The organism is Nocardia sp. NBC_00511 (assembly GCF_045161165.1).
Taxonomy (GTDB): domain Bacteria; phylum Actinomycetota; class Actinomycetes; order Mycobacteriales; family Mycobacteriaceae; genus Nocardia.
Window position 1 is genome coordinate 546023 of the sequence record NZ_CP107849.1, and the last position, 14288, is coordinate 560310.

General features: G+C 68.7%; 16 protein-coding genes. 14 read left to right on the top strand and 2 right to left on the bottom strand.

What is annotated here, in order from left to right; translation table 11 throughout:
* Positions 1-62: 62 nt before the first annotated feature.
* From OG300_RS02625 to OG300_RS02670, 10 genes are all read left to right on the top strand, one after another.
* On the top strand, positions 63-623 hold the full coding sequence (locus OG300_RS02625) for a helix-turn-helix domain-containing protein (RefSeq protein WP_405491732.1): 561 nt from the start codon (positions 63-65) through the stop codon (positions 621-623).
* Between the two features lie 108 nt (positions 624-731).
* The gene (locus OG300_RS02630) at positions 732-1433 is read left to right on the top strand and encodes a TetR/AcrR family transcriptional regulator (protein ID WP_405491734.1); all 702 of its coding nucleotides are present in this window, start codon (positions 732-734) and stop codon (positions 1431-1433) included.
* Positions 1434-1519: 86 nt separating this feature from the next.
* The gene (locus tag OG300_RS02635) at positions 1520-3130 is read left to right on the top strand and encodes an amidohydrolase (protein WP_405491736.1); all 1611 of its coding nucleotides are present in this window, start codon (positions 1520-1522) and stop codon (positions 3128-3130) included.
* A 59-nt stretch (positions 3131-3189) separates the two neighbouring features.
* Positions 3190-3531, top strand: coding sequence for a YidH family protein (locus OG300_RS02640; protein ID WP_405491738.1), 342 nt, complete (start codon positions 3190-3192; stop codon positions 3529-3531).
* Positions 3528-3851: a DUF202 domain-containing protein gene (locus OG300_RS02645; protein WP_405491740.1), complete on the top strand. Its 324-nt coding sequence runs from the start codon at positions 3528-3530 to the stop codon at positions 3849-3851. Before OG300_RS02640 ends, OG300_RS02645 begins: the two co-directional genes overlap by 4 nt.
* 22 nt (positions 3852-3873) lie before the next feature.
* Positions 3874-4020, top strand: coding sequence for a hypothetical protein (locus tag OG300_RS02650; RefSeq protein WP_405491742.1), 147 nt, complete (start codon positions 3874-3876; stop codon positions 4018-4020).
* A 67-nt stretch (positions 4021-4087) separates the two neighbouring features.
* Complete coding sequence (locus tag OG300_RS02655) at positions 4088-5371, top strand: hypothetical protein (protein WP_405491744.1); 1284 nt, start codon at positions 4088-4090, stop codon at positions 5369-5371.
* A gap of 164 nt (positions 5372-5535) precedes the next feature.
* Positions 5536-6507, top strand: a complete 972-nt coding sequence (locus OG300_RS02660) for a cytochrome c oxidase assembly protein (RefSeq protein ID WP_405491746.1) — start codon at positions 5536-5538, stop codon at positions 6505-6507.
* A gap of 196 nt (positions 6508-6703) precedes the next feature.
* The gene (locus tag OG300_RS02665; protein ID WP_405491748.1) at positions 6704-7432 is read left to right on the top strand and encodes a hypothetical protein; all 729 of its coding nucleotides are present in this window, start codon (positions 6704-6706) and stop codon (positions 7430-7432) included.
* 233 nt (positions 7433-7665) lie between these two features.
* Entirely contained in the window at positions 7666-8361 is a 696-nt protein-coding gene (locus tag OG300_RS02670) for a hypothetical protein (protein ID WP_405491750.1), read from the top strand.
* A gap of 96 nt (positions 8362-8457) precedes the next feature.
* On the opposite strand, the gene OG300_RS02675 is transcribed toward OG300_RS02670, so the two are convergent.
* Positions 8458-8742, bottom strand: a complete 285-nt coding sequence (locus tag OG300_RS02675; protein WP_405491752.1) for a DUF2631 domain-containing protein — start codon at positions 8740-8742, stop codon at positions 8458-8460.
* A 126-nt stretch (positions 8743-8868) separates the two neighbouring features.
* Between OG300_RS02675 and dxr the strand changes: the two genes are divergently transcribed.
* A complete protein-coding gene (gene dxr, locus OG300_RS02680; RefSeq protein WP_405491754.1) occupies positions 8869-10008 on the top strand; it encodes a 1-deoxy-D-xylulose-5-phosphate reductoisomerase in 1140 nt (379 codons plus the stop codon).
* A 22-nt stretch (positions 10009-10030) separates the two neighbouring features.
* Positions 10031-11233, top strand: a complete 1203-nt coding sequence (locus tag OG300_RS02685) for a M50 family metallopeptidase (RefSeq protein WP_405491756.1) — start codon at positions 10031-10033, stop codon at positions 11231-11233.
* On the opposite strand, the gene OG300_RS02690 is transcribed toward OG300_RS02685, so the two are convergent.
* Complete coding sequence (locus tag OG300_RS02690; RefSeq protein ID WP_405491758.1) at positions 11208-11933, bottom strand: endonuclease V; 726 nt, start codon at positions 11931-11933, stop codon at positions 11208-11210. The two genes, OG300_RS02685 and OG300_RS02690, sit on opposite strands and share 26 nt — an antisense overlap.
* A gap of 181 nt (positions 11934-12114) precedes the next feature.
* Between OG300_RS02690 and ispG the strand changes: the two genes are divergently transcribed.
* Entirely contained in the window at positions 12115-13248 is a 1134-nt protein-coding gene (ispG, locus tag OG300_RS02695) for a flavodoxin-dependent (E)-4-hydroxy-3-methylbut-2-enyl-diphosphate synthase (protein ID WP_405498447.1), read from the top strand.
* Between the two features lie 93 nt (positions 13249-13341).
* Entirely contained in the window at positions 13342-14205 is an 864-nt protein-coding gene (locus OG300_RS02700; RefSeq protein ID WP_405491760.1) for a GNAT family N-acetyltransferase, read from the top strand.
* Positions 14206-14288: the final 83 nt, after the last annotated feature.

Sequence of the window (14288 nt, forward strand, 5' to 3'; positions counted from 1 at the left end):
TCTCGCAAGCTGCAAACGTTCTCATGATTGAGAAAGGTAGCAGGATATGAGAAAGTACGGAAGTGGAAACCTTCGAACTGCTGTCGCACCCGGCGCGGCTGCGCATCGTGCACGCCCTGCGCGGCGACCGGGTGCTCACCACCGCGGAGCTGTGCGCGCGCCTGCCCGACGCCTCGAAGGCGACGGTGTACCGGCACGTGGAGGCGCTCACCGCCGCCGGAATTCTCGAGGTGGCCCAGGAGCGTCGGGTGCGGGGCGCGGTGGAACGGGGATATCGGCTGCGGGCGGACCGGGCGGTTGTCGCCGGGGCGGAGGTGGCCGCGGTGGGATCGGACGCCTACCGGTCGGTCTTCTCGGTGGCCATGGCCGTGCTCATCGCGGAATTCGACGCCTATCTCGAACGCGACAATGCCGACCCCGCAGGCGATCTCGTCGGGTTCCGGCAGCACGCCGTCTGGCTCAGCCGCGACGAGCTCGAGGGGCTCATCACCGGCCTGCGCGACGTCATCGCACCCGTCCTGAACAATCGACCGGCATCCGATCGGGGCCGATACCTGCTGAGCCCCATCCTCTTTCCCGTAGAGGAATCCGGGAACGACGGTGCTGATCCGGACGTCCGTTGATCTTCGGTCGCGGAAAACCCATGCCCACCCGGTGTTTTCGGTGCTAACCCGGTCCTGCTAGCAGCGGTAACTAACGACGATAACGGACTGCTGTTATCGTCGGAACCTGTGGAAGACAGTGATGTCGCCGGAGATGGCAATCGTGAACGCATCGTGGCCGCCGCCACCCGCCTGCTCACCGAGGGTGGAACCGACGGCGTCTCGACCCGTGCGGTCAGTGCCGCGGCCGGAGTGCAGCCGCCGACCATCTACCGGCTCTTCGGAGACAAGCAGGGCCTGCTGGAAGAGGTTGCCGCCCACGGCTTCACCACCCACCTGCTACGCAAGACCCAGTTGCGCTCCAGCCGCGACCCGGTCGAGAACCTGCGCGCCAGCTGGGATCTCAATGTCGAATTCGGACTGAGCAATCCGGCCCTCTACACGCTCATGTACGGGCATCCGCGGCCCGGCGCGCCCTCCCCGGCCGCCGTCGCCTCCTTCGAGGTGCTCGCCGCGCACGTGCGCCGGATCGCGGAGGTCGGGCGACTGCGGGTCCCCGAATCCCGGGCCGCCGCCATGCTGCACGCGGCCGGCAGCGGCGTCACCCTGAGTCTGATCGCCACCGCACCCGAACGCCGCGACCTCACCCTCTCGCACACCACCCGCGAGGCGGTGATCACCGCGATCAGCACCGAGGAACCGGTGAGCAGCGTGCCCGGGCCCGCCGGAGCGGCGATCACGCTGCGCGCCGCCCTGCCCGGCATCGAATCCCTCAGCGCCAGCGAACGATCGCTGCTGCGGGAGTGGCTCGACCGCATCTCCGACGAATAGGCCGCGGTTCCGCTGACCGAACCATCGCTGCCGCGCACCGGATTCCGTGATTACCGTGGGTGCGGATGCGGACGAGGAGTGGTGACATGACCGACGGTACGGCGGATCTGCTGGTGCGGGCGGGCGCGATCCGCACGCTGGCACCGGGGTGGGATTGCCAGCGTGCGATCGCGATTCGCGGTGATCGCATCGTGGCGCTGTCCCCGGACGCTGGGGGACTGGACGGTTGGATCGGCCCGGCCACCACGGTGCTCGACCGGCCCGACGGCACCGTCCTGCCCGCGTTCGACGACACCCACACCCATCTGATGATCGCGGCCAACAGCGCCCACGACGTCCCGGTGCACACCGCGCGCGACCTACCTCAACTAGTGGAGCTGATTCGCGAACGCGCCCAGCGCACCCCGCCCGGCGAATGGATCCGCACCACCGCCAACTGGCAGGAGATCAACCTGCCCGAACGCCGGTTCCCGACCGCGCGAGAACTGGATTCGGCCACCGACAAGCATCCCGTGCTGGTAATGCGCGGCGGCCACAACATCGTGGTCAACAGCCTCGCACTGGAATTGGCCGCGATCACCGCCGAGACCGCCGATCCGGCGGGCGGGCACCTCGGCCGGGATGGTGACGGGCTCACCGGACTGCTCCAGGACAATGCCATCCCCCTGGTGACCCGGCTGCTGCCACCGGCCACCCTGGCGCAGCGCATCGACGGATTCCGCACGGCCACAATCGATTACGCGGCCAAGGGCATCGGCACCGTACGCGACGCCATGGTCCCCGTCGCCGACCTGCCGGTGCTGCGCGCCGCCCTCGACGCCGATGCCCTGCGGGTGCGCGTGCGAGTCATGGCCTCCGCCTTGGGTTTCACCACCGTCGCCGCCGTCGAAGAACTGCTCGACCGGCTCGAGGAATGGCGCTATCTGCCGGGACCGCAGCTGACCGTGTGGGGTGTGAAGTTCGGGCTCGACGGCGGCATCGAAGCGGGCGCGACCCGGGAACCCTACGCCTGCGACCACGCCTTCCACGGCTACCTCACCTGGGACCCCGAGGTCCTGATCGAGGCCATGGACCGGGTGCTGCGCCGCGGCTGGCGCATCGGCACCCACGCCTATGGTGACCGGGCCGTGGAGAAACTCCTCGACGTCTACGCCGAACTACAGGCCCGCCACCCCGGCCTGCCCGCCGGGCGACTGGTCATGGAGCACGGCGGCCTCGCCGACGCCGACCTGCGCGCCCGCGCCGTCCGCATGGGCATTCCGGTCACCATCCAGCAGCCGCTGCTGCACGATGTCGCCCGCATCGAGGACACCTACTGGGGTCCCGAACGGGTGGACCGGCTCTTCCCGGCGCGCGGCTGGATCGACGCGGGCGCACTGGTGACCGGCGGCTCGGACTATCCGGTGGGCGCGTACGGCGCGATGCGCTCGGTGTGGGGCATGGCGACCCGCGACACCGTGACCGGGGTGCGCGGCCCCGAACACGCCATCACGGTGGCCGAGGCGATCGCCCTGCACTCCACGAATGCCGTTGCGCTACTGGGGGAATCCGAGACCCGGGGCATGCTCACCCCCGGCCGCCTGGCCGACCTCACCGTCTGGGACCTCGACCCGCTCACCGCGGACCTGTCGCGGCTGCGCGACCTCGAACCGACCCACACGGTGATCGGCGGCCGCCTGGTGCACGGCGAGCCCTGAACGGCTCGACTTGCTCACACCCCGATGTTATTGCAGTTTCAACGCAATAATGTGGAGGGGTGAAGTCCGATCCGCCCCCCGACCTCGACTACCGATTCACCCTGGCCAACGAACGCACCTTCCTCGCCTGGATCCGCACCTCCCTCGGACTCCTCGCGGGCGGCGTCGCCGTGCACACCCTTGTCGCGCACTTCCGGTTGCCCGGCGTCCGATCCGCCATCGCCACGGTCGCGATCGCGCTGGCGGTGATCCTCGCGATCGGCGCGTACCTGCAGTGGCGCAAGGTCGAACGCGCCATGCGGGCGGGGGAGCGGCTGCCCGGCAATATCCTCATCCCGGTCCTCGCCCTCGGCGTCACCCTCGTGTCCGCCCTGGCCGTCATCGGCGTCCTGAGTCTGTGACCGCCGCGGTATCCGACACCGGCCTGGCCACCGAGCGGACCGCGCTGGCCTGGCGGCGCACGGCCATCGCCGCCATGGCCACCGCCGTGCTGTTCGGGAAGGCGGCGATCGAGGGCGGGTTCGGCTGGCGGCCGGTCGTGGTGCTGCCGCTGTGCGCCGCCGCGGTCATGGTGGTCGTCGCGGCGACCGCTCTACTGCGAAGTCGTAAGTTGCGCAACGGTTCTCATCGCGGCGTCGCCCCGCTGTTGATCGCGGTGACGACTGCGGTGGCGGTGGTCGGTGTCGCGACGATCGTCATGATCGCCGCGCACCCGACCTGATCGACCGCGATGCGCCTCACTCGTGAACGGCGCCGAGACGCTCGGGGTGCTGGGCGCGCAGGATCGCGCGACCCTCTTTCGGCTGGTGACGACCGCCACCGAGGGTGCGGCAGTGGTCAACCACCGCAACGATTCTCGGGGTGGCCGCCACCTCCCGGAAGATAGCTGAATAGTTGCTAGTGTGAGGTCATGTGCGCTGGTCACCGGCTAACCGGGCTACGGTCCCCCGAGGCCCGATGACGATCCGGTGGCACCGCGGGGCCCTCGACACGGCCACCGCCTTCCTCGCCGCACTCGTCGCCGGGCTCTCGCTCATGGTGCCGATCGACTTCGCCTGGACCTCGACCACCTCGGCCGTACGGGTCGACCTGCTGGTCGTCAGCCTGCCCCGGGCCATTGCCGCCGGCGCGCTGGTCGCCGTCGTCGCGGCCGTCCTGTCCAACGCGCTGGGCGGTCAGCTCATGCGCTGGGGGTGGGCGCTGGGCGGGGTGACGCTGCTGTTCGTCAACCATCTGCTCGGCCGCAATGCCGTCCTCGGCACCTCGCTGGCAACCCTGAACTTCCTGGATTCCATTGCGGGCGGCCTCATTCTGGGCGGCTCCGGCGCGGCCGTACTCGCCCGCGGGCGATCGGCGATAGCCTGGCTGCTCGGCGCCATCTGCGGCGTCGTCATCGAGGCCATCCTGCCCGAAACCCACCCGCGCACCGTCGAACAGCACTTCCCGCAGAACTGGCCCGCCATCGACGCGCCACCCATGTGGCTGATCGTGCTGGCCCTGGTGTTCATCGCCATCGGCGCCTACCGCGAACCCGCCGAACAACCCGCCGAGACGAGTTCCCTGAGCCTGCCGATCCTTCCGATCATCGCGGGCACCCTGGTGATCGGCATGAGCCTGTTCGGCTCGGAATGGCTGGCCCGCCACGGCGACAGCCTGCCGGCCGTCGCGGCGACCGTGGTGGTCACCGTGGCCGCGGCGCTGCTGGCCGCCCTGCTGCTGCCCGACCGGGAGGGCACCATGGTGCTGCTCGCGGTCGGCCTGGCGGGCGCGGGCAGCGCGGTCCTCACCAATCAGGTTCCCTCCTGGACGATTCCGCTCATGATCGGCCTGGTCCTGGTCGGCCTGCTGGCGGGCAGTCGCTGGCCCTCGCCCCGGGTCGCGGTCGTCGCCGTGATCGGACTGTCGGCGTACGCGGTGCTCGAGGTCGCGGCCGGGCACAGCACCTGGTCGGCGGGGGCCGGGCACGCCGGACTGTCGCTGGTGGCCGGATACAGCTTCGCCTCGGTCACCCCGCGCTACGGATCGACCCGGGTGCTCGGCATCTCCCTGATCTACGTGCCGTCCCCGGTGCTGGCGCTGCGCGACTACGTCAACCGCGGCCACTGCCTGCTCGCCGAACACGGAAAACCCTGCGACTACACCGATTTCACCTCCTACGCCCCGGGCTGGATGGCCACCGCGACGGCCTGCGCCAGCGCCTTCGCCCTGTGGCTGCTGTGGCGTCGCCGCCCGACCGGCTGACCAGCCACAACCGCCAGTGAGACGGACGTGACCGCCGTCGATGAATTCGGGCGCGAATTCGACAAGGTCACCTACCGTCGGACGGTTTCGCGGTAGGCGCGTCGGCCGCCGCGACGGCGCGGCGCATACTGGGGCGCGTGGTTGGGATCGAAACACCCTTGCAGATGAGCAGTTTGGTGAGCTCATGGCGGTGGGACACCTCGACAGTGCTGGTCACCGCACTGCTGGGCGGCGCGTACCTGTACTGCTGGTTCCGCGGTCGCCGCAACGGCGAGCAGCTCTCCACCGGACGCGCGGTCACTTTCGTGGTCGCCGGACTGGGCATCTGGCTGTTGTCGGGCATCGGCATGGTCGGGGTCTACTCCGGAACCTTGTTCTGGGTGCGCGCCCTGCAGATCCTGGTGCTGCTGTACCTGGTCCCGTTCGCGCTGGCCGCGGGCGCGCCGTTCACCGTGCTGCGGGCCGCGCTGGGCCCGGCGGGCCGGAAACGCTTGGACGCCATGCTCTCCGGTGGTGCGGCCCGGGTGCTCACCCATCCGGCCACCGCGGCCGCGCTGATCCTGCTGCTGCCCTGGGTGCTGTTCTTCTCACCCTGGTACGAGTCGGTGCTGCGCAACGGCACCGTCGACGCGCTGACCCGGATCCTGGTGGTGGCCATCGGTTTCCTGTACTTCTATTCGCGCCTGCAGATCGACCCGGTGCCCAAGCACTTCACGCAGGGACTCTCGCTGCTGATCACCATCGTGGAGTCGATGGCCGACGGCATCCTCGGCATCGTGCTGTGGCTGGGTCCGCTGGTCGCCACCGGCTACTACGCCGGGGTCGGCCGCGCCTGGGGACCGAGCGCGCGGATGGATCAGACCGTCGGCGCGGGCATCCTGTGGCTGCTGGGCGACCTGCTCGGCCTGATCTACTCGCTGGTCGTGATGCGGTCCTTCGCCGCCGACGAGCGCCGCAAGGCCGCCGAGGTGGACGCCGAACTCGATGCCGCCGAGACCCGCCGGGTGCGGCGCAAGACCGCCCGGACCGAGGCCGGTGCGACGCGAACCGCGGCCGCGGTCGTCGACGACGAGCCGGTGTCCTCGGGCCTGTGGTGGGAGAACGACCCTCAGCTGCGGGAACGTTTCCGGCGCTGACCGCGCGATCCTCCGGCGATCATGACCAGGCTCACTGCGGTGGCCGGTTAGTGATTCCGGCTATCAATACGGATTCTTAGCTACCGCTCAGCTTCCTATTTCTGGACACTTGACCCGAACGCTTGAAAACGGGCGCTCACTTCCTATCCCCGAGCAGTCACTGCTGGAAGTCCGGATCGCAGGAAAGTACTCCGTCATGCAGTTCAGCAAATTCGCCGCCACCGCGGTCATGATCACCGCGGCCCTCGGCATCGCCGCCGGAACCGCCCACGCCGACCCCGCTCCCGCACCGGCACCGTCGCCCGTGCTGCCCTCGCTGCTCGACGGCATCAATCAGGGCGTCGACCAGGTACTGCCCGGAATCCACTGGAATGTGGCTCGCGACGGCGACTCCGTGGTCGTCACCACCGACGCCGGATCCATGACCACCGACGACGGGCAGCTGCAGGTCCGCGACGACCACGGCACCGTGGTCGCCGGTGTCCCGCTGGCCTACACCCTCAACGACCTCGAGTACCCGATCGACGCCAGCGTCGAAGGGTTGCGCGCGGTCCTGACCCCGAATACCGCTGCGGCGGTGGCACATCCGTCGCCGCTGCTGCACCAGGCCACCAACCAGAAGGCGTTCGACGACGCGCTGTCGGCCGCCGCCACCCAGTTCGGGCTGGCCACCGCGGTCGGCACCCTGGTCGGCACCATCATCGGTGCGGGCCTCGGCTGTGTGATCGGCATCATCGGCGGCGCGACGCTGAGCCTGCCGATCCTGGAGGCGGCCGGATTCGGCCCCGTGCTCGGCTGCCTGGCCGGTGCCGGGATCGGCATCCCGCTGGGCGCGGCCGCCGGTCTGATCCTGACCGGCATCCCCGCGGCCATCATCATCGGCATCGGATTCGTGAACCGGATCAACGACCCCGCCAACCAGTAGCCGGGTATTCGCGAGAATGTGGCCCGCTTCACCGAACCGGTGAAAGCGGGCCATTTTCGTGCACCAGAAGATTGCTTCGCAGCGACCAAACAGACTCGAGGAACACGATCTTTACGCGGAACATACGCTGAATACTGATTTCGCTACGTTTTGGCAACAATAAGGCAACATTTGCTGGCTTAAGTTGTCTCGGGTGCTCGATGAGGACCTCGCTCCCTGGAGGGAAGCGCCCGATGAAGAAAGCGATCGATCCAATGCGTTTCAAGAAGTTCGCCGCCACCTCGGCCCTGGCCATCGCGGCCCTCGGCATCAGCGCCGGCACCGCCTACGCCGACCCGGCCGCCGCGTCCCCGGCGCCGACCGCGTCCGCCATCCACTGGGACGCCAAGATCGAAGGCGCGTCGGTCGTCCTGAAGACCGACCTGGGCTCGCTCGACACCCAGGACGGCAAGTTCGAGGTGCGTGACAGCACCGGCGGCCTGGTCACCTCGGTGCCGCTGTCCTTCCAGATGGACGGCCTCGCTCACCCGATCGCCGCCCAGATCGACGGCAACAGCGCCACTCTCACCCCGAACATGGATCCGGCCGCCGCCGCTCCGGCCCCCGCGCTGGTGCTGCACGACGTCTCCAGCCAGGCCGATCAGGACGCCGCGTGGTCCTCGGCGTCCTCGCAGTTCGGCATCGCGACCGGCCTGGGCACCCTGATCGGCACCCTGGTCGGCGGTATCGGCGGCTGCGCCCTGGGCGCCTTCCTGGGCACCCCGGTGCTGCTGCCGGGCTGGGTCGGCGGCTGCATCATGGGCGCCGGCATCGGCATCCCGCTGGGCGCCGCGGCCGGTCTGGTGCTGACCGGTGGCATCGCGGCCGTGGCCGTCGGCATCGGCCTGTTCAACCGCATCAACGCGCCGGACACCACCCCGGCCTCCTGATCGCGGACCGGCGGGGCTGAGACCACCGAAGCCCCAACGGAATACGGAAATGCCCCGCGGAACGCGTCCGCGGGGCATTTCCAGGTGTATCGCGTACTAGCGCGGCTTGCGCTGCAAGAGGGAGTCGCGGATCAGGATGCCCGCGAGGCCGACCGCGAAGACGATCAGGAAGATGTAACCGGTGTTGCCCGATCCCGCGGAGCTGCCCTGCTGGTTCTCGAACAGCATGCCCAGCAGGATCACCACGACGACCCAGCCGGCGATGCGGGCGGTCCGGCGCGACTCGCCGCTCCAGCCCCACGCGGCGGACGGAACCTCGGCGGTGTCGACCTTGGTGACGACGTCTGCGGGGTGCAGGTTCTCCAGTTCCGTGGCGGCCACTTTGGCTCCTTTACGGCTCGAATCGATTGCTGGCCAATATCGTGACATACGACCATGTGTCGTAGCCAGCAGGGGCTGTCGCCGGGGCGCGGCGGCCGGGAGATTCGGACAGGAGACAATAGGCGCGTGTCCGACGTCGTGAAGGTTCTGCTGCTGGGCAGCACGGGTTCCATTGGTACGCAGGCGTTGGAGGTGATCGCCGCCAACCCCGAGCGCTTCGAAGTGGTCGGGCTCGCGGCGCGCGGCGGCAACACCGAGCTGCTGGCCGCGCAGATCGCGGCGACCGGAACCCGCAACGTGGCCGTCGCCGACGCGGCCGCGGCCGCGAAACTCGGTGTCGCACTGGCGGGTCCGGACGCCGCCACCGAACTGGTGCGCCGCACCGACGCCGATGTGGTGCTCAACGCGCTGGTCGGTTCGCTCGGACTGGGACCCACCCTGGCCACCCTGGAATCGGGTCGGCGACTCGCGCTGGCCAACAAGGAATCTCTGGTCGCGGGCGGCTCGCTGGTGACCCGCGCGGCCAAGCCCGGGCAGATCGTGCCGGTGGACTCCGAGCACTCGGCGCTGGCGCAGTGCCTGCGCGGCGGGCGCGCCGAGGAGGTGGCGCGACTGGTGCTGACCGCCTCGGGTGGACCGTTCCGCGGCTGGACCACCGAGATGCTGGAATCGGTGAATCCGGCCGAGGCCAAGACTCATCCGACCTGGTCGATGGGTCCGATGAACACCCTGAACTCGGCGTCGCTGGTCAACAAGGGCCTGGAGCTGATCGAGACGCATCTGCTGTTCGGCGTCCCCTACGACCGCATCGACGTGACGGTGCACCCGCAGTCGATCGTGCACTCCATGGTCACCTTCACCGACGGCTCCACCCTCGCGCAGGCCAGCCCGCCCGATATGAAGCTGCCCATCGCGCTGGCCCTGGGCTGGCCGGATCGGGTGCCCGGCGCGGCCGCGGCCTGTGACTGGTCGACCGCCTCCACCTGGACCTTCGAACCCGTCGACAACACCGTGTTCCCGGCGGTGGAGCTGGCCCGGCGTGCGGGCGAGGCGGGCGGTTGCGTGACCGCGGTCTACAACGCCGCCAACGAAATCGCGGTGCAGGCGTTCCTCGACGGGCACATCCGATTCCCCGACATCGTGCGCACGGTGGCCCGAGTCGTGGAGTCCGCCGACCGGTGGGCCGCCGAACCCGGTAGCTTGGACGAGGTGCTCGCGGCGGACACGTGGGCGCGAGACACCGCACGCGCGCTCGTGCGCAGCTGACAGCAGGAGGGTTCGTAACCGCATGGTCTATGCGATCGGCTTCGCACTGTTCGCCCTCGGGATCACGGCCTCGGTAGCCCTGCACGAATGCGGTCACATGTGGACAGCGCAGGCGACGGGCATGAAGGTGCGCCGCTATTTCATCGGCTTCGGCCCGAAGATCTTCTCGTGGCGCCGTGGTGAGACCGAATACGGTCTGAAAGCGTTGCCGCTGGGCGGTTTCTGCGATATCGCGGGCATGACGGCCCTCGACGAGCTGGAACCCGAGGACCTCGACCGAGCCATGTACCGGCAGGCCACCTGGAAGCGCATGCTCGTCATGTCCGGTGGCATCCTGATGAACTTCCTGATCGGCTACCTGCTGATCGTGCTGCTCGCGGTGGCCTGGGGGCTGCCGCGTTTCGATCAGCCGCCGGAGACCCAGCTGGGTTCGATGAGCTGTGTCGCCGACATGAAGCCGGATCTGACGGCCGCGCCGTGCACCGGCCAGGGACCCGCGCAGCTGGCGGGCCTGCAGCGCGGTGACAAGGTGACCGCGGTGAACGGCACCAAGATCACGACGTGGAAGCAGTTCCGCGCCGAGACCGAGAAGCAGACCGGCACCTTCACCTACACCGTCGACCGTGACGGCCAGACCCTCACGGTTCCGGTCACCCCGCAGCTGGCCACGGTCTACACCGACAAGAACGGCACTCCCAAGACCGTCGCGAAGGTCGGTGTGGGACAGGACTATTACGGCCCGGTCCAGCACAACATCCTCTCGGCGATCCCCGCGTCCGGCGCGTTCACCGGTCAGATCGCGGTGCGTACCGTGCAGTCGCTGGCGCAGATGCCCGCCAAGGTGGTCGACCTGTGGCACGCGGTCACCGGCGGCACCCGTGACCCGGAGACCCCGGTCAGTGTGTACGGCGCCAGCAAGATCGGTGGTGAGACCGCCGAGCACGGCGCCTGGCCCATCTTCGTGCTGACCCTCGCCAGCCTGAACTTCTTCCTGGGCGCGTTCAACATTCTGCCGCTGCTGCCCCTGGACGGCGGCCACATGGCCGTCGTGCTCTACGAGAAGCTGCGCAACATGTTCCGCAACCGCAAGGGCCTGCCCGACGGCGCCCCCGTCGACTATCTGAAGCTGTTGCCAGCGACCTACGTGGTCGTGGTGCTGGGTGGCGCGTACATGATCCTCACCCTGGTCGCCGACATCGTCAATCCGGTGAAGTTGTTCCCGTAGCGGCGATTTCGTGCAGCATGTCGCGGCACAGGCGATCGGCGCGGCGGGTGGTTTCGGGCTGGCGGAATTCGGGAGTCAACGTAAGCACCTGGGCGCAGGCCGTTTCCAGGTCGATGAGGTGGCCGACGGAGACGAAGACGGGTTTGACCTCGGTGCGGGTGCGCAGGGCGCAGCCCACCGGGTCGCCGTCGATGGTGACGACGCTCGAGGAACCGCGCCGCGGATCCGGCTGCTCGTAGTCGCCCCAGACGTTCTTGGCGACGCCGAAGGTCGGGATCCCGGTCAGCAGTCCGACGTGGCAGGCCAGGCCGAAGCGGCGCGGATGGGCCAGGCCCTGGCTGTCGCAGATCAGCAGATCCGGTGTGACGGAGAGCTTTTCGAGCGCGGTCAGGGTGGTGGGCAGCTCGCGGAAGGCGAGCAGGCCCGGTACGTAGGGGAAATCGGTGGTGCCGCGCGCGGTCACGGTTTCGACGGTCTCGAGGGTCTCCGCGTCCAGCACCACGACCGCGGCCACCACATTGCCGTCGTCGTCGTAGGCCGAGTCAAGCCCCGCTATCGTCCGGAATCGAGGTGGCCGGGGGTTTTCCGCGATCACCGCCGATCGCAGTCGATCTTGTTCGGCTGCTGCCTCTTCGGATGTTCGCGGCCATCGATCGGGATTCGCTACCTTCACATTTCGAACCGTAAACCTTCGCGACACCTGCAACGAATAAGAACTGTAGGGCCCGGCCCGGTTCCGCGTCCTGCACCCGGCGCGGGTACCCTTGTCGCCGCCGTCACAGGGCGACCGGTTCCCGAGTCTCGGTAAGCTCGGAGCCGGTAAGGGTGAGGACTTAATCGAAAGTAGGCAGCCGATCGTGAGCAGTGCCATCGCTTTGGGGATGCCGGCCGCGCCAGCGGCGGTTCTCGCGCCGCGGCGGAAGACCCGCCAGTTGATGGTGGGCAATGTCGGAGTGGGCAGCGAATTCCCAGTCTCGGTCCAGTCCATGACCACCACCAAGACCCATGACATCAACGCCACGCTGCAGCAGATCGCGGAACTGACCGCGTCCGGCTGCGACATCGTGCGCGTGGCCTGCCCGCGTCAGGAAGACGCGGACGCCCTTTCGACCATCGCCAAGAAGTCCGGCATTCCGGTGATCGCCGACATCCACTTCCAGCCGCGCTACATCTTCGCCGCCATCGACGCCGGGTGCGCCGCGGTGCGGGTGAACCCGGGCAATATCAAGGAGTTCGACGGCCGCGTGAAGGAGGTCGCGAAGGCGGCCGCCGCGGCGGGCATCCCGATCCGCATCGGCGTCAACGCCGGTTCGCTCGACAAGCGGATGCTCGAGAAGTACGGCAAGGCCACCCCCGAGGCCCTCGTGGAGTCGGCGCTGTGGGAGGCGGGCCTGTTCGAGGAGCACGGGTTCGGCGACATCAAGATCTCGGTCAAGCACAACGATCCGGTGGTCATGGTGGAGGCGTACCGCCAGCTCGCCGCCAAGTCCGATTACCCGCTGCACCTCGGTGTCACGGAGGCCGGTCCGGCCTTCCAGGGCACCATCAAGTCGGCGGTCGCCTTCGGCGCGCTGCTCAGCGAGGGCATCGGCGACACCATCCGCGTCTCGCTCTCGGCCCCGCCGGCCGAGGAGATCAAGGTGGGTTCGCAGATCCTGCAGTCGCTCAACCTACGTCCGCGCAAGCTGGAGATCGTGTCCTGCCCGTCGTGCGGTCGTGCTCAGGTCGACGTCTACACCCTGGCCAACGAGGTCACCGCCGGTCTCGAGGGCATGGAGGTGCCGCTGCGCGTCGCCGTCATGGGCTGTGTCGTCAACGGTCCCGGTGAGGCCCGTGAGGCCGACCTGGGTGTGGCGTCCGGCAACGGCAAGGGTCAGATCTTCGTCAAGGGTGAGGTCATCAAGACCGTGCCCGAGCATCTGATCGTGGAAACCCTCATCGAGGAGGCCATGCGCTTGGCCGAGGAGATGGGCGAGGACGCCGGTAGCGGTGCCCCCGTCGTCACCGCGGGCTGAAACCGTGTCCGCCCACCGCCTGTTTTCCCAGGTCGGTGGGCGGCACCGGTCAATAGTGCGGCACGGTCTCACAAGTTCTGGCAGGCTGTGAACGTGCGGAGTGTGCTGGAGCCGAGTCTCCGGTCCCGGACGTCCGGGGCCCGTCAGCTCGCGAACCGCGACCTGGCCCGAGTTCTTCGAGTGCTCGACACCGACCCGGTGGCGAGCTGCATGGTGGCCGCGCGGCTGCAGGAGTTCGGTCTGGACTCGCGAGGTGTGTACGGCGAGTTGTGGACTCGCGGCGGTCCGAGCGAGTCGCTGTGCTTCTCCGGCGCGAATCTGGTGCCGCTGCGCGGTGGCCGTGACGATATGCGCGCCTTCGCCGAACGTGCGGTCAAGGGCGCGCGGGTGTGTTCCTCGGTGGTGGGCCGTCGCGAATTGGCGCTGCCGCTCTGGGAATACCTGATCGACCACTGGGGTCCGCCGCGCGAGCTACGTGAGGATCAGCCGCTGCTGGCCCTGGAGCGCACCGCCGGGATCGCCCCTGATCTACGGGTGCGCCGGGTGCGTCCCGAGGAGATCGACCGCTACATGGTGGCCGCGGTCGCCATGTTCACCGAGGAGATCGGGGTCGATCCGCGCGCCGGGGACGGTGGCCGCAGTTATCGCCGCCGGGTGTCGGGTCTGATCGAATCCGGCCGGGCCTGGGCGCGTTTCGAGGACGGCGAAGTGGTTTTCAAGGCCGAGGTGGGCGCGTTGTCGCGGCGGACCGGTCAGATTCAGGGTGTCTGGGTGCATCCGGATCGGCGGGGTCGCGGTTTCGGGACCACGGGTACCGCGGCGGTGGCGAACGTGATCGTGGCGTCGGGTCGGACCGCGAGCCTGTACGTGAACTGCTACAACGAGGTCGCACGCAGCGCCTACGCGAAGGTCGGATTCCGGCAGATCGCGACATTCGCGACAATCCTCCTGGACTGAATTCCCCGCGCCGCGACCACGATTCTGTGATCTGCTCGTGAAAACCGTTCCGGTGCTGTGTGTCGCGCTGGTTTGCCGGTAGT